The organism is Luteimonas kalidii, from assembly GCF_029887935.1.
In the GTDB taxonomy this organism is placed as follows: domain Bacteria; phylum Pseudomonadota; class Gammaproteobacteria; order Xanthomonadales; family Xanthomonadaceae; genus Luteimonas; species Luteimonas kalidii.
Window position 1 is genome coordinate 163,496 of the sequence record NZ_JARXRO010000018.1, and the last position, 15,706, is coordinate 179,201.

10 protein-coding genes are annotated in these 15,706 nt (G+C 70.0%); 9 read left to right on the forward strand and 1 reads right to left on the reverse strand.

What is annotated here, in order from left to right:
• Positions 1-37 precede the first annotated feature (37 nt).
• The 3 genes from QFW81_RS11695 to QFW81_RS11705 all read left to right on the forward strand — a co-directional run bounded on the left by QFW81_RS11695 (position 38) and on the right by QFW81_RS11705 (position 5,605).
• Positions 38-1,210: a phosphoglycerate kinase gene (locus QFW81_RS11695; protein ID WP_280578951.1), complete on the forward strand. Its 1,173-nt coding sequence runs from the start codon at positions 38-40 to the stop codon at positions 1,208-1,210.
• An 82-nt stretch (positions 1,211-1,292) separates the two neighbouring features.
• Complete coding sequence (locus QFW81_RS11700) at positions 1,293-3,326, forward strand: DUF3857 domain-containing transglutaminase family protein (protein ID WP_280578952.1); 2,034 nt, start codon at positions 1,293-1,295, stop codon at positions 3,324-3,326.
• Complete coding sequence (locus QFW81_RS11705; protein WP_280578953.1) at positions 3,323-5,605, forward strand: tetratricopeptide repeat protein; 2,283 nt, start codon at positions 3,323-3,325, stop codon at positions 5,603-5,605. Before QFW81_RS11700 ends, QFW81_RS11705 begins: the two co-directional genes overlap by 4 nt.
• 28 nt (positions 5,606-5,633) lie before the next feature.
• On the opposite strand, the gene QFW81_RS11710 is transcribed toward QFW81_RS11705, so the two are convergent.
• Entirely contained in the window at positions 5,634-6,221 is a 588-nt protein-coding gene (locus tag QFW81_RS11710; protein WP_280578954.1) for a GNAT family N-acetyltransferase, read from the reverse strand.
• 89 nt (positions 6,222-6,310) lie between these two features.
• Between QFW81_RS11710 and pyk the strand changes: the two genes are divergently transcribed.
• From pyk to QFW81_RS11740, 6 genes are all read left to right on the forward strand, one after another.
• The gene (gene pyk, locus QFW81_RS11715; RefSeq protein ID WP_280578955.1) at positions 6,311-7,777 is read left to right on the forward strand and encodes a pyruvate kinase; all 1,467 of its coding nucleotides are present in this window, start codon (positions 6,311-6,313) and stop codon (positions 7,775-7,777) included.
• 127 nt (positions 7,778-7,904) lie between these two features.
• Positions 7,905-8,915 carry a class I fructose-bisphosphate aldolase gene (locus QFW81_RS11720; protein ID WP_280578956.1) on the forward strand — a complete coding sequence of 337 codons (1,011 nt, stop codon included), beginning with the start codon at positions 7,905-7,907 and terminating at the stop codon, positions 8,913-8,915.
• Positions 8,916-9,186: 271 nt separating this feature from the next.
• Complete coding sequence (locus tag QFW81_RS11725) at positions 9,187-10,332, forward strand: efflux RND transporter periplasmic adaptor subunit (RefSeq protein ID WP_280578957.1); 1,146 nt, start codon at positions 9,187-9,189, stop codon at positions 10,330-10,332.
• Between the two features lie 6 nt (positions 10,333-10,338).
• The gene (locus QFW81_RS11730; RefSeq protein WP_280578958.1) at positions 10,339-13,473 is read left to right on the forward strand and encodes an efflux RND transporter permease subunit; all 3,135 of its coding nucleotides are present in this window, start codon (positions 10,339-10,341) and stop codon (positions 13,471-13,473) included.
• A gap of 70 nt (positions 13,474-13,543) precedes the next feature.
• On the forward strand, positions 13,544-14,101 hold the full coding sequence (locus QFW81_RS11735) for a GNAT family N-acetyltransferase (RefSeq protein ID WP_280578959.1): 558 nt from the start codon (positions 13,544-13,546) through the stop codon (positions 14,099-14,101).
• A gap of 170 nt (positions 14,102-14,271) precedes the next feature.
• Positions 14,272-15,705: an alanine/glycine:cation symporter family protein gene (locus QFW81_RS11740; protein ID WP_280578960.1), complete on the forward strand. Its 1,434-nt coding sequence runs from the start codon at positions 14,272-14,274 to the stop codon at positions 15,703-15,705.
• Position 15,706 lies beyond the last annotated feature (1 nt).

Sequence of the window (15,706 nt, forward strand, 5' to 3'; positions counted from 1 at the left end):
ACAATGAACGCCGACGTCCCGCCTGCGAACCGTGCCCATGACCATCCTCCGCATGACCGACCTCGACCTGTCCGGCCAGCGCGTGCTGATCCGCCAGGATCTCAACGTGCCGATCGAAGACGGCAGGATCACGTCCGAACAGCGCATCACCGCGTCGCTGCCGACGCTTCGCCTCGCGCTCGAGCGTGGCGCGACGGTCATGGTGATGTCGCACCTGGGCCGGCCGAAGGAAGGCGAGTGGAGCGAGGAGAACTCGCTGGCACCGGTGGCGGGGCGCCTGGGCGAACTGCTCGGACGCGAGGTGCCGCTGGTGCGCGACTGGGTCGACGGCGTGGAGCTCGAACGCGGCGGCATCGTGCTGCTCGAGAACTGCCGCATGAACCCGGGCGAGGGCAAGGACAGCGAGGACCTGGCGAAGAAGTACGCCGCGCTGTGCGACGTGTTCGTGATGGACGCCTTCGGTACCGCGCACCGCGCGCAGGCCTCGACCCACGGCGTGATCCGGTTCGCGAAGCAGGCTGCAGGCGGCCCGCTGCTGATGGCCGAGCTCGACGCACTCGCCAAGGCGCTCGACAAGCCCGCCCGTCCGCTGCTGGCGATCGTGGCCGGCAGCAAGGTCTCGACCAAGCTCGAACTGCTGTCGAACCTGGTGGGCAAGGTCGACCAGCTGATCGTCGGCGGCGGCATCGCCAACACCTTCATCGCCGCCCAGGGCCTGCCGGTGGGCAAGTCGCTGCACGAGCCCGACCTGCTCGACACCGCGAAGCAGATCATGGCCGATGCGAAGGCGCGCGGCGCCGACATCCCGGTCCCGACCGACGTGGTGGTGGCCACGCAGTTCCATCCCGACGCCGAGGCCACGGTGAAGGCGGTGGCGGACGTCGCCGACGACGACCTGATCCTCGACATCGGCCCCGACACCGCCGCCCGCTACGCGGCCATGATCGGCCAGGCGGGCACGGTGGTCTGGAACGGCCCGGTGGGCGTGTTCGAGTTCGACGCCTTCGGCAAGGGCACCGAAACGCTGGCGCGCGCGATCGCCGGCTCGGCCGCCTTCTCGATTGCGGGAGGCGGAGACACCCTGGCGGCGGTGGACAAGTACGGCATCGCCGGCGACGTGTCGTACATCTCCACCGGTGGCGGCGCGTTCCTCGAGTTCCTCGAAGGCAAGACCCTGCCGGCGGTGTCGGCGCTCGAAGCGCGCGGCTGATCCGAGGGCTGCACCTCACCCGCCCCGCTGGTGTACCTTTCCCGGTGGGGACACCGGTGGGGCGACAATGGGGATGCGGACGATGGTGTGGGTGCTGTTCCTGCTGGCAGGAACGGCGCAGGGGACCGTGGTCGAACACGAACGCGGCGAGTACAGTTTCGGCACCGGGCCGGTGCCGGAGTTCGTGGAGCGTGCGACACCGCCGCCGCAGTGGCCCGCGGATGCGCCGGGGTCGGAAGACGAACGATGGCGCTACTGGCTCTACGACGTACAGGCGGACCGGCGCGCGGGCCGCGACCGGTTGTTCATCGACTACGCGTACGAAGTGCGGGGTGCGTCCCTGGTCGGTGACGCTGGCCGCTTCCAGGTCAGCTTCAATCCCGGCTACCAGCAGCTGACGATCCATGAGGTCAGGTTGCGGCGCGATGGCGGATGGCTCGACCGCCTGTCGCCCGAGCGAATCTCGTTGGCCCGGCGCGAGGATGGCTTCGAGCAGGATCTGGCGGACGGCGCGGTCACCGCACTCATCGTCCTGGACGACGTGCGCCCGCGGGACATGGTGCGGATCGCCTACAGCATCGCCGGCAGCAACCCGGTACTGGCCGGGCAGGGCTCGGACTGGATCAGGTTCGGCTGGCAGCATCCGATGTTGCGCGCGAGCCTGCGTGTCCTGATGGACCCAGGCGCCACGCCGCGGATCCATCGCGAGAATGGCGCGCCCGAGGCGGTGATCCGGGAGCGCGCGGACGCGGTCGAGATACGTCTCGAGGCGAACGCACTGCCGCTGGTGGTGGATGACGGCCAGTACCCGGCGTGGTACCAGCCATACCCGTTGGCGCAGGTCAGCCGGGCCCGTTCGTGGGAAGACGTGGTGGCATGGGCGATTCCGCTGTATCCGCGCGTGGATCGGCTGCCTGCCGATCTCGAGCAGATGCTGGCCGAATGGCGGCGCTTGCCGGACACGCGCGCGCGCATCACGGCGGCGTTGCGGCTGGTGCAGGACGACATCCGGTATTTCGGCGTCGAGATGGGAGAGAACACCCACCGTCCGACGCCTCCGGGAGAAACCTGGCGGCGTCGCTACGGAGATTGCAAGGACAAGGTATACCTGCTGGTGAGCCTGCTCTCGGAACTCGGCGTCCGGGCCGTGCCTGCGCTGGTGAGTACCGATCGCGGCAGGGCGGTGACCGGTTTCGCTCCGTCCGCGTCCGTGTTCGACCACGTGATCGCACGGGTCGAGGACGGTGGCGAGGTGTTGTGGCTGGACCCCACCATCACCCTGCAGGGAGGTCGGGCGGGCGACTACGACCTGAGTCCGTACGGCGTCGCGCTGCCGGTGGCGCAGGGGCCCGCCCGGATTGAGCCGATCCTGCCGCCCGAGGGCGTCGCCGCGCGTAACGGGGTCTCGGTCGTCGAACGCTACACAACCGGTCCCGATGGCCGCCAGGTGGGCTTCGCGATCGACACGGTCTACCGGGGACACCACGCCGACTCCCGTCGCCGCACCCTGGCCAGCGAACGGCCCGAGGATCTGGCGCGCCGCTATTCGGATTACTACCGGCGCCGTCTCGGGGAGGTGGAGGTGGTGTCGTTGCCGGTCCTCCGCGACGATCGCCACGCCAACGAGCTCCGCGTCACGGAGGAATACCTGCTCACGCAGCCGTTCGACACGGAGCCAGGCGCGGTGAAGGCGCTCGACGTCTACGCCGAGACGCTGCACGAACTGGCCCAGCTCCCCGCTTCGATGGCGCGCACCTCGCCGCTTGATTATGCGGTGCCCGGCCGGTACCGCCATGAGATCGAAGTGGAGGTTCCCGAGGGATGGAGGGCGACCTTCGGCAAGGAGCAGCGGCAGGCCTCGGTTCCGTCGTTCGATTACACGCGCAACGTGGATATCGCCGGCAGCCGGGCGCGCGTCGACTACACGCTGCTGGTCAAACAGCAAGAGGTGGAGGGGGCCGCTGCCGCGGCGCATCTGGGAGAGTTGAGGAAGCTGCAGGACGAGCTGTCCGCAACGCTTCGTTTCCGCGTGCCTGCGGCCACGGCCGCCGACGATCGGCAACGGCGCCTGCAGCAGCTCCTGCGCAATGCCGTCGACGGGGAGACCGAACAATGAGCACCGGCATGATCCGCATCGCCGCCTTCCTGTCGCTGCTGGCATGCGCCTGGCCGGCGACGGCCGACGAACGACCGCTGGAGGCGCGCGACGTGATCGCGGCGCCCGAGGCGGCCTGGAACAGGTTCCTGTCCGATCCCGCCTATGCCGACGCGTACGACGCCTACGATGCGCTTGGTGCGGTCGGGTACAGCCAAGCCGGCGTGGATCCCGATGGGTGCCGGCAGCATGAGGTTGCCCTGGCGGCGGCCATCCTTCGGGCGCCGGTCAGCATCGCGCTGCATCGGGCGCGCATGTTGTGCGCCGAGGCGCTGGGCGACGATGCCTCCGCCGAAGAGGCGATGCTGGCGACGGGCGCACTTTCGCGTCTGGCGCTGTCCACCAGCAGGGAAGGCTTCGGCCCCGAACCTGCGCGCGTGCTGGGACCGGCCGACGTCTATGCGTTGCTGGCATCCGCCGGCCTGGAGTTCCGCTACGAGTACTTCGCCAGTGTCGAGCCCCAGCGCCACTATCCACTCGTCGTCGCGGTCTGGGACGACGCGAAGGGCGTGGAGCGTCATCTCTGGTTCGACTACATCGACACGGCCAACAGTGTCGTCCGCGGAGATCCGTTCTCCGGCTATCCGGTCCAGCGTCGGCAGTTGGCCCACGGCTTCGTCGAATCCCTGGCGGAAGGCGATGACGCATCGGCGCGCGACATGCAGGCGGTCTTGGCGTTCCGCCTCGCCGGCGCGACGTCCGCCGTCGTCGACCGACTGAAGCCCGGCGCAGACGCCGGCGGCATCCAGTCCGCGAGTACCTGGCTCCTGACGTGTGCGCTCCAGCCGGCGGACGGCTGTGCGGACGGGCTGGTGGATGCGCTGCTACCCCATGCCGAACAGGAACATGCGGCGCATACCGCGCTGCTGGCGCTCGCCTATGCCCTGGGTGTCGGGGTCGAGCGCGATCCCCGGTCGGCGGAGGCGCTGCTGGACGTCGCGGACCGACGCTGGCATGGCCGCGGGGGCACCGTGATGGTGGCCGGGATGTGGACCCAACTGGCGGCACGCGAGTCGCCGCCAGACTTCCTGGTTCGGAGAATGCAGGCAGCGCAGGAAACAGGCGATCCCGTCGTTCCGGTCATCGGCGCCGCGTGGGCGCTGGCGGAAGAAGGCGCGCCGCAGTTGGCGCCGGCGCAGTTGCGGGCCCTGGCCGATCCGGCGAACAACGGGGTCGGCAAAGGGTACGCCCTGCTGGTGAACTACCACCACCGCCGGGGCGAAACCCTGGCGGCGAACGGCTGGATGAAGTCGGCCTCCGATGCGGGTGACCCGAATGCGCAGGCCGCGGTCGGTTCGACCCTTCTGGCGGCTGCCACGACGGAAACACAGCGTCGTGAGGCGATGGCGTTGATCGAACTCGGTGCGCATGGTGGAAGTGCGTTCGCGGCACGCAACCGCGCTCACCAGAGCCTGATGGCCGGGCAATGGGCGCAGGCCGAAGGCTGGCTCCTGGGCGCTGCACAGGCGGGAGACGTCGATTCGATTCTGGCGCTGGCCAGCCTCTACGAGCAGGCGCGCCCCGGTGTGCACGGCACTGTGCAGCAGGCCATGGAGACCTACGTTGCCCTGTCGGATCATGGGGACAGCGCCGAGGCGCGTCGTCGACTTGCGGAAATGGCGATCGCCGGCCGCGGGATGGACAAGGACCTGGTCCGCGCCGATGCCTGGCTGAGAGTTGATGCGGAAAAGGGAGACGACGCCTCGGCTGCGCGCCTGGGTTATGCCCTGCTCACGGGCGAACTGGGCGTCCGCAACGAAAGCGAGGGCAAGCGATGGCTGGAGCATGCCATCGAACGATCCTACGCTGCCGCGTACGTCGCATACGGGGGCTGGTATTTCTACAGCCACGACAACGCGCTCGACAGCCGGCGGCGTGGGCTGGAGCTCTGGCGCGAGGGCGCGGAGGCGGGCGATCCGACGGCCCGCAACAACTTCGCCTGGGGGTTGTGCACGGCGCCCGAGGCCGAGCTGTTCGACGCTGCGCGCGGACGTGAGATTGCGATGCCGCTGCTGGAAGACGGCAACCGGGCGACATGGGTCGACACCGTGGCCGCCTGCCATGCTGCGGTCGGAGAGTACGACCGGGCCGTTGAGCTGCAGCAGGAGGCCATCGAGTCCCTCCCGGGCCAGTCCGCCGGTGATGAATCGGGCGCGGACGGTTTCCACGCGCGGCTGGCGCTGTATCGGGAGGGCAAACGGTACATCGAGCCACATCGCGCGCGCGCGGATCCCCGATAGGCCCGACTCGGTCACGCCTCGCAGTGCGTCAGCGGTCGCGTCCGCGCCACTCCTGCGCGAGCAGGCCGAACAGTTCCGAATCGGTCGCGTCTTCGCCGATGAAGAAGCGTTGGCGCAGCAGGCCTTCGCTGCGAAAGCCCAGGCGCAGCAGTAGCCGGCGCGAGGCTTCGTTGCGCGGATCGATGTCCGCCTCCACCCGGTGCAGGCCGAGCGTGCGCAGGCTCCAGTCCAGCGCCAGCGCGACCGCCTCCGTCGCGAGCCCCTGGCCCCAGCGCGAGGCGTGCAGCGCGTAGCCGACCTCGGCGCGGCGGTGGCGCGCGTCGAAGCGGAACAGGGTGCACGTGCCGAGTGCAGCGCCGCTGCGGCGATCGGCGACGATCCAGTCCAGCGCCTCGCGCCGCGCAAATGCCTCGCGCATCTCCTCCAGTTTGCCTTCGGCCTGCATACGCGAGCGCATGGGCGCGCTGCCCCAGTAGCGCATCACCGCGGGGTCGGCGAACAGCGCGAACACGGCATCCGCATCGTCGCTGCGTGGTTCGCGCAGGCGCACGCGCGCGCCCGTCAGCGCGGGAAACGCCGGCAGGGCGGCTAGACGGGCATGGATGTCGCCAGGCATGTGCGATATCGCCGACGGGCTGGGCTAGGATAGCGGCCTCGCGCGGCGCCGCCGCCGCGATCCTTACGTCTGCAACCGGTTCCCGTCCAATGTCCGAACACCGCCGCCGCACCCGCATCCTCGCCACCCTCGGCCCGGCCACCGATCCGCCGGGGGTACTCGATGCCATCCTGCGCGCCGGCGTGAACGTGGTGCGCCTGAACTTCTCGCACGGCGATCCCGCCGGCCAGGTGGCGCGCGCCCAGGCCGTGCGCGAGGCCGCGGCGCGGGTCGGGGTGGAAGTCGGCATCCTGGCCGACCTGCCGGGGCCGAAGATCCGGGTGGAGCGCTTCGCCGAGGGCAAGGTCTCGCTCAAGACCGGCGACCGCTTCGACCTGGTGGCCAGCGAGGACGCGCCTCCGGGCACGCAGCACGAGGTGGGCGTGAGCTACCTCGGCCTGCCGGGCGACCTGTCGGCCGGCGACGTGCTGATGCTCGACGACGGCATGGTCCAGCTCAAGGTCGAGCGCATCGAGGGCCAGCGCATCGTCAACACGGTGCTCAACGACAGCGTGCTGTCCGACCGCAAGGGCCTGAACAAGCTCGGTGGCGGCCTGTCGCTGGGCGCGCTGACCGAGCGCGACAAGGAGCTGATCGGCGTGGCCGCGCAGATCGGCGTCGACTTCATCGCCGTCTCGTTCTGCCGCAACGCCGCCGACATGGAGGAAGCACGCTCGATCGCGCGCTCGCACGGCTGCGATGCCGCGCTGGTGTCGAAGGTCGAACGCGCCGAGGCGATCGAGAACCTGGCCGAAGTGATCGACGCCAGCGACGTGGTGATGGTCGCCCGCGGCGACCTGGGCGTGGAGATCGGCGACGCCGAGCTGCCGGGCCTGCAGAAGAAGATCATCCGCGAGTCGCTGGCGCGCAACAAGGTGGTGATCACCGCGACCCAGATGCTGCAGTCGATGGTCGAATCGCCGATCCCGACCCGTGCCGAGGTGCTCGACGTGGCCAACGCGGTGATCGACGGCACCGATGCGGTGATGCTCTCGGCCGAGACCGCCGCCGGCACCTTCCCGGTGCGCGCGGTGGAGGCCATGGCCCGCATCTGCACCGGGGCCGAGCGGCAGTTCGCGGTCGATACCGATTTCGAGAAGGCGCAGCGCAACCTCGAGCGTGCCGACCATGCGATCGCGATGGCGGCGATGTTCCTGAGCGAGCACATCGGCGTGGGCGCGATCGTGGCCATGACCGAGTCCGGCGGCACCGCGCGCTACCTGTCGCGCTTCCGCTCCGGCGCGCCGATCTACGCGTTCTCGCGCCACGGCGGCGCGCGCCGGCGCATGGCGCTGATGCGCGACGTGTTCCCGATCGACTACGACAGCCGTGGCCAGACGCCGCGCGAGGCCGCGCGCGGCAGCGTCCGCCTGCTCGCCAAGGCGGGCCTGCTCGAGACCGGCGACCGGGTGGTGTTCACCAGCGGCGAACACATGGAAACCCACGGAGCGACCAACACCCTGCGCCTGCTGCAGATCGGCGAGGATGGCCGCGCCGAGGGCCTGGGCGAGCTGTAGCCGCGCATCGCGCCAGGCGGGCCCTGCCGCCCGCGCCCTGCGCGCGTCAACTGCCGCAGCGGCAAGCGGGGCCGTGGAGGGCCGCGGGCTATACTCCCGCGGTTCCCCACCGGCCAATTCCCCCGACATGAGCATCGAAACGCTCGCCGAGACCGCGCAGGCGATGGTCGCCGCCGGCAAGGGCATCCTCGCGATCGACGAGTCCAGCGCCACGCTGGCGCGGCGCTTCGCCGACGTGGGCATTCCCAACAGCGAGGCCAACCGCCGCGCCTACCGCGAACTGCTGATCACCACGCCACAGCTGGGCGAGCACATCAGCGGCGCGATCCTGTACGACGAGACCATCCGCCAGTCGACCCGCGACGGGGTCCCGTTCGCGCGCGTGCTCGCCGACTCCGGCATCCTCCCGGGGATCAAGGTCGACAAGGGCACCCAGCCGCTCGCCGGCTGCCCGGGCGAGGTGGTGACCGAGGGTCTGGACGGCCTGCGCGCGCGGCTGGAGGAGTACTACAAGCTCGGCGCGCGCTTCGCCAAATGGCGTGCGGTGATCCGCATCGGCGATGACATCCCGTCGGGCACCTGCATCGACGCCAACAGCCACGCGCTGGCGCGCTACGCCGCGCTGTGCCAGGAACAGGGCCTGGTGCCGATGGTCGAGCCCGAGGTGCTGATGGACGGCGAGCACGACATCGAGACCAGCTACGAGGTGCACGAGGTCGTACTGCGTTCGCTGTTCGATGCGCTGTACCAGCACAGCATCGCGCTCGAGGGCACGATCCTCAAGGCCTCGATGGTGGTGCCGGGCAGCGGCAGCGACGATGTCGCCAGCATCGACGAGGTGGCCGAGTCGACCCTCATGTGCCTGAAGTCGACCGTTCCGGCGATCCTGCCGGGCATCGTGTTCCTCTCCGGCGGCCAGGACGACGAGGCTGCCACCGCGCACCTGGATGCGATGAACCGCATGGGTCCGCATCCCTGGCCGCTGTCGTTCTCGTACGGCCGGGCCATGCAGTCGGCGGCGATGAAGCTCTGGTCCCAGGACCTGGCCGGCAACATCGGCAAGGCGCAGGACACCGTGCTGTCGCGCGCACGGGCGAACGCGCTGGCGGCGCAGGGGCAGTGGAGTCGCGGAGCCTGACGATCCCGCGAGCACGCCACGCCGCCAGGATGGATGGAACCGGAACCTCGCCGCGTCACCGCGTCGACCCCTGATGCCAGGCCGCGGTTGATCGCCTGGCCGATCCGCTCGTTCGAGCCAGCCGCCCCGGCGCAGGTCTCCTGCGCGCACGTAACGCTCGAACGTCGACGCGGTTGACACGGATCGCCCCCGATCCGACCCACCTGATGGCATGCGCCGGCCTTCACCCCGCATCGCTAGAATCGGGCGGTTTCCCCCACCCACATCGCTGATGCCTTCCGAATCCCGCGCCCCGGCAGCCCGCCTCCTGACTGCCGCCGCTGCCGCCTGTCTCCTGTTGTCCGCCTGCGGCGGCGAAGCCGCGTCGCCCGGACCCGGCGAGGGCGCGTCGGCCGCGGTGGTGACCACGGCCGAAGTGACGATGGCGCCGTGGCGCGACACGATCTCGGCACTGGGCACGGTGAAGGCGCGCGAGTCGGTCACCATCACCGCCAAGGTCAGCGAGACGGTCGACCGGGTGCACTTCGACAGCGGCGACGAAGTCGAGGCCGGCGCCACGCTGATCACGCTCTCGGGCAACCAGCAGCAGGCCGCACTGCAGGCGGCGGAGGCCGCGGCGAAGGAGGCCGAGCAGCAGTTCCGGCGCGGCAGCGAGCTGGTCGGACAACAGCTGATCGCACGATCGCAGGTCGATACCCAGCGCGCGACGCTCGATGCTGCGCGCGCGCGGGTCACCCAGATGCGGGCCGACATCGGCGACCGCCGCATCCGCGCGCCATTCGCGGGCATGCTCGGCATCCGCCAGGTCAGTCCCGGCGCGCTGGTCACGCCGGGCACGGTGGTCGCCACGCTCGACGATCTTGCGCGCGTCCACGTCGATTTCCCGGTCCCGGAAGTGCACCTCGCGCAGCTGCAGCAGGGCCAGTCCCTGACGGGTACCAGCGTGGCGTGGCCGGGTGCCGGATTCGACGGCGAGGTGTCGAGCATCGACACGCGCGTGGACCCGGCCACACGCGCGGTGACGGTCCGCGGAGATTTTCCCAATCCCGACCGGCGGCTGCGCCCGGGCATGCTGATGCAGGTGCAGCTCGGCCAGGCCTCGCGCGAGGCGCTGGTGGTGCCGGAGATCGCCGTGGTGCAGGTGGGCCGCGACACGTTCGTGTGGCGGATGCGCGGCGACGGCACGGTCGAGACCGCCAACATCGTCGTCGGCGAACGCCGCGCCGGCAGCGTCGAGGTGGTCAAGGGGCTGGCCGCAGGCGACCGCATCGTGGTCGAGGGCACCGGCAAGCTGCGCCCGGGCATGGCGGTGGAAGAGGCCGCGCCCGTGCCCGCCGCGGAGACGGATCGGGAATCAGGCGCAGGCGCGCCCGCCGCGAGCGACGCGCCGCCCGCCCGTGACGCCAGCGGGGGCTGATCTGCGATGAAGCTCTCCGACGTCTCGATCAAGCGGCCCGTCTTCGCCATCGTCATCAGCCTGCTGCTGGTGGTGCTGGGGCTGATGTCGTTCACGCGCCTGACGCTGCGCGAGCTGCCAAACATCGATCCGCCGATCGTGTCGGTCGAGGTGACCTATCCGGGTGCGTCGGCGGCGGTGGTCGAGACCCGGGTCACGCAGATCCTGGAAGACGCGCTCTCGGGCATCGAGGGCATCAACACGATCGAGTCGCAGAGCCGCAATGGCCGCGCCGACGTCACCATCGAATTCAACCTCACCCGCGACATCGAGGCCGCCGCCAACGACGTGCGCGACCGCATCAGCCGGGTGATGGACCGCATGCCCGACGAGGCCGACCCCCCGGAGATCTCCAAGGTCGAAGCCGACGCGGATGTGATCGTGTGGCTGAACATGCGCTCCACCGCGATGGACACGATGGAGCTGACCGATTACGCCGACCGCTACATCGTCGACCGCCTGTCCGCGCTCGACGGCGTGGCGCGGGTGCAGCTGGGCGGCGGCCAGCGCTACGCGATGCGCATCTGGCTCGACCGCGACGCCATGGCCGCGCGCGGCATCACCGCGTCGGACATCGAGGGCGCGCTGCTCAGCGAGAACGTCGAACTGCCTGCCGGCCGGATCGAATCGCAGGACCGCGACTTCACCCTGCGCGTGGAGCGCGGCTACCGCGAACCGGCGCAGTTCGCGCAGATCCCCCTGCGCAAGGGCGACGACGGCTACGTGGTCCGGCTGGGCGACGTGGCGGAAGTCGAACTCGGGCCGGAGGAACGTCGCGCCTACCTGCGCAGCAACGGCGTGCCGAACGTGGGCCTGGGCATCGTGCGCACCTCGACCGCCAACGCGCTGGACGTGGCCCGCGCCGCGCGCGCGGAAGCCGAGGTGATCCAGAAGACGCTGCCCGAAGGCACCGACATCTTCATCGCCTACGACGGCACCACCTTCATCGACGCCTCGATCAAGCGCGTGTACTGGACGCTGTTCGAGGCGATGGTGCTGGTGTTCCTGGTGATCTGGCTGTTCCTGGGCAGCCTGCGCGCGGCGCTGATCCCGGCGGTGACGGTGCCCGTGTGCCTGGTCGCGGCGTTCATCGCACTGTACGCCTTCGGTTTCTCGATCAACCTGCTGACGCTGCTGGCGCTGGTGCTGTGCATCGGCCTGGTGGTGGACGACGCGATCATCGTGCTGGAGAACGCGCAGCGCCGTGTCGACCTCGGTGAACCGCCACTGGTCGCGGCCCGGCGCGGCACCGCGCAGGTCGCCTTCGCGGTGATCGCCACCACCGCGGTGCTGGTGTCGGTGTTCCTGCCGGTCGGCTTCATGGAGGGCAACACCGGGCGCCTGTTCCGCGAGCTGTCGGTGGCGCTGGCGGGCGCGGTCGCGCTGTCGGCGTTCATCGCGCTGTCGCTCACGCCGATGATGTGTTCGAAGCTGCTGCGTCCGCACGGGCGCGAGCGCGGCTTCAACGCCTGGCGCAACCGCCAGCTCGAGCGCCTGAGCGCGGGCTACGGGCGCCGGGTGACGCGCCTGGTGGCCCTGTCCAACACGCGCCTGTTGCTGGTGGTACTGGCGGTGATGGCGGCCTGCGCCGCCGTGGCCGTGCTGCTGTTCCTGCGCGTCCCCAGCGAGCTCGCACCGGCCGAGGATCGCGGCCGCTTCTTCGTGATGATGGACGGCCCGGAAGGCGCGGGCTTCGACTACACCGTGGCGCAGATGCAGCAGGTCGAGCGCATCGTGCTCGGCCAGGTCGGCGAGGGCAAGCCGATCCAGCGCGCCAATTCGCGCGTGCCGCGCGGCTGGGGCGGCAGCGAGGAGATGCACACCGGGCAGTTGATCGTGTTCCTGGAGGACTGGGGCACGCGCGAGGAGACCACCGACGCGGTGGTGGCCGACCTGCGCGGCAAGTTCGCCGCGCTGCCCGGCGTGCAGGTGCGCGCCAACGTGCCCGGCGGCCTGGTCGGCAGCCGCGGCCAACGCTACCAGCTGGTGCTCGGCGGGCCGGACTACGCCGAGCTGGCCGAATGGCGCGACCGCGTGCTGGCGCGCATGGCCGACAACCAGGGGATCATGGATCCCGACTCGGATTACAAGGAGACCCGGCCGCAGATGCGGGTGGAGATCGACCGTGCCCGCGCCGCCGACCTGGGTGTGTCGGTCACCGAGATCGGACGCACGCTGGAGACGATGATGGGATCGCGACGCGTGACCACCTTCGTCGACGACGGCGAGGAGTACGAGGTGATGCTGCAGGCCGGCCGCGAAACTAGGATGACGCCGTCCGACCTGGCCAACACCTACGTGCGCGGCCGCGACGGGACCATGATCCCGATGTCGAACCTGGTGACGCTGGGCGAGATCGCCGAGCCCGGCAGCTTCAACCGCTTCAACCGGCTGCGCGCGATCACCATCAGTGCCGGCCTGGCCCCGGACTACAGCATGGGCGAGGCGCTCGAGTGGACCCGGCAGGTCATCGAGGAGGAACTGCCGGACTACGCGCAGATCGACTGGAAGGGCGAAACCCGCGAGTACCAGCGCGCCGGTGGTGCGGTGCTGCTGACCTTCACCATGGCGCTGCTCATCGTCTACCTGGTGCTGGCAGCGCAGTTCGAGAGTTTCATCCATCCGCTGGTGATCATGCTCACCGTGCCGCTGGCGGTGCTCGGGGCGCTGATCGGCCTGTGGGTCACCGGCGGCACGCTCAACCTGTTCAGCCAGATCGGCATCGTGATGCTGGTGGGGCTGGCGGCCAAGAACGGCATCCTGATCGTCGAGTTCGCCAACCAGCTGCGCGACGAAGGGCAGGGCGTGCGCGAGGCGATCGCCGAATCGTCCGCCGTGCGCCTGCGTCCGATCCTGATGACCTCGGCGGCGACCATCATGGGCGCGGTGCCGCTGGTGGTGGCCGGCGGCCCCGGTTCGGCCAGCCGCGCCACCATCGGCGTGGTGATCATCTTCGGCGTCGCGTTCGCCACCCTGCTGTCGCTGTTCGTGGTGCCGGCGTTCTACGCACTGCTGGCGCCGTTCACCCGCTCGCCCGATGCGCTGGCGAAGAAGCTCGAACAGCTGGAGTCCGAGGTCGCGCCGGTGAGCGGGCACGCCTGATCCGTGCCTGCGGGGTTCGCATGCCGCCGATGCGACGGTAGGCTGGACACCCGTGTCACGAGCGCTGTCGATGCAGTGGCCTGAGTCGATCCCGGTCCCGGACCCGGTCGGTCGTGTGCGCCTGCGCCGCTGGCGCGCGGACGATCTCGACGCGCTCGTCCGCCACGCCGACGATCCGCAGGTGTCGCGCGGGACCAGCGATCGCTTCCCGTTCCCGTACACCCGGGCCGACGGCGAGGCGTTCCTGGCCGGCCGGGTCATCGATCTGTCCGGGCCCGTGTTCGCGATCGAGATCGACGGCGAGGCCTGCGGCGGGATCGGTATCCGGCGGTTGCAGGGCGAGCGCGCGATCGGCGCGGAACTGGGCTACTGGCTGGGGCGCGCCCGCTGGGGCAAGGGCCACATGAGCCGCATCGTGGCCACCTACGTGCCGTGGGCGATGGCCGCACTGGGCCTGCGCCGCCTGCAGGCGACCGTGCTGGAGTTCAATCACGCCTCTGCACGGGTATTGCTGCGCAACGGATTCACGCAGGAAGGCGTGCTGCGCAGTGCGGTCCTCAAGCGTGGGGAGATCCACGACCTGCGCCTGTTCGCGCGGATCGCAGAGGATCGCGCGCCGGGGCGTTGACGTCCCGACCCCGTCCCCGCGCGCATGCGAGGCTTCGCGCTCCATGGCCAGGCCGTTCGATACCGACTGACGTGGCGGCTTCGCGTTTGCATCCCCGATCGGTCAGAATCGACCGGTCCGCCGCCGCGCGCCGGCCGCGCGGCATCCCGTCCGAACCCTGGGGAGCGTCCGTGGAGCAGATCGTCAACACCCTCAACAGCTGGATCTGGAGCCCGCCGCTGATCTGGCTGTGCCTCGGCGCCGGCCTGTACTTCACCATCCGTACGCGATTCCTGCAGGTGCGCGGCGTGCCCGAGATGATCCGGCTGATGCTGTCGGGCGAGAAATCGCCGGCCGGTGTGTCGCCGTTCCAGGCGCTGGCGCTGTCGCTGTCGGGCCGGGTGGGCATCGGCAACATCGCCGGCGTCGCGACCGCGATCTATTTCGGCGGGCCGGGCGCGGTGTTCTGGATGTGGGTGGTGGCATTCCTCGGGGCTTCGACCGCGTACGTCGAATCCACGCTGGGCCAGATCTACAAGGAAACCGACGACAAGGGCCAGTACCGCGGTGGCCCGGCGTACTACATCGAGAAGGCGATGGGCCAGCGCTGGTACGCGTGGCTGTTCGCGCTGGTGACGGTCGTGGCGACGGGCGTCCTGTTGCCCGGCGTGCAGGCCAACGGCATCGCGGCCAGCATGACCAACGCCTGGGACATCCCGCCGACCGCGACCGCGACCCTGCTGGTGGTGGCGCTGGGCTTCATCATCTTCGGTGGCGTGAAGCGGATCGCCGCGTTCGCGCAGGTGGTGGTGCCGTTCATGGCACTGGCCTATATCCTGGTCGCGCTGGTGATCATGTTCATCAACTACGCGCAGATCCCGGAGATGTTCCTGCTGGTGTTCCGCAGTGCGTTCGGCATGGAGGCGGCGTTCGGCGCGGTGCTGGGACTTGCGATCGAATGGGGCGTCAAGCGCGGCATCTACTCCAACGAGGCCGGGCAGGGCACCGGCCCGCATGCGGCGGCCGCGGCGGAGGTCTCGCATCCGGCCAAGCAGGGCTACGTGCAGGCGTTCTCGGTGTACGTGGACACGCTGCTGGTGTGCAGCGCGACCGCCTTCATGATCCTGTCGACCGGCATGTACAACGTCACCGGGCCGGACGGCGCGATGCTGTATCAGGCGCTGCCGGGCGTGGAAGTCGGCCCGGGCTTCGCGCAGAACGCGGTGGAGAGCATCCTGCCCGGCTACGGTGCGCCGTTCGTGGCGCTGGCGCTGCTGTTCTTCGCCTTCACCACCATCCTGGCCTACTACTACATGGCCGAGACCAACATCGCCTACATCAACCGCAGGATCCACCGGCCGTGGACGATCTTCTTGCTGCGCCTGGCGCTGCTCGCCGCGGTCACGTTCGGAACGCTGCGCAGCGCGGAGATGGCCTGGTCGCTGGGCGACATCGGCGTGGGGCTGATGGCCTGGCTCAACATCATCGCGATCCTGATCCTGCAGAGGCCTGCACTGGTGGCCCTGCGCGACTACGAGGCGCAGAAGAAGGCGGGCCTGGATCCGACCTTCGACCCGGAGGCGCTGGGGATCCGAAACGCCGCCTTCTGGCGCAAGCGCGACTGAC

Coding starts and splice junctions, on each gene's coding strand:
- QFW81_RS11700 (WP_280578952.1), top strand. CDS start 1,293: ATGGTGTGGGTGCTGTTCCTGCTGGCAGGAACGGCGCAGGGGACCGTG.
- QFW81_RS11725 (WP_280578957.1), top strand. CDS start 9,187: ATGCCTTCCGAATCCCGCGCCCCGGCAGCCCGCCTCCTGACTGCCGCC.
- QFW81_RS11710 (WP_280578954.1), bottom strand. CDS start 6,221: ATGCCTGGCGACATCCATGCCCGTCTAGCCGCCCTGCCGGCGTTTCCC.
- pyk (WP_280578955.1), top strand. CDS start 6,311: ATGTCCGAACACCGCCGCCGCACCCGCATCCTCGCCACCCTCGGCCCG.
- QFW81_RS11705 (WP_280578953.1), top strand. CDS start 3,323: ATGAGCACCGGCATGATCCGCATCGCCGCCTTCCTGTCGCTGCTGGCA.
- QFW81_RS11730 (WP_280578958.1), top strand. CDS start 10,339: ATGAAGCTCTCCGACGTCTCGATCAAGCGGCCCGTCTTCGCCATCGTC.
- QFW81_RS11695 (WP_280578951.1), top strand. CDS start 38: ATGACCATCCTCCGCATGACCGACCTCGACCTGTCCGGCCAGCGCGTG.
- QFW81_RS11735 (WP_280578959.1), top strand. CDS start 13,544: ATGCAGTGGCCTGAGTCGATCCCGGTCCCGGACCCGGTCGGTCGTGTG.
- QFW81_RS11720 (WP_280578956.1), top strand. CDS start 7,905: ATGAGCATCGAAACGCTCGCCGAGACCGCGCAGGCGATGGTCGCCGCC.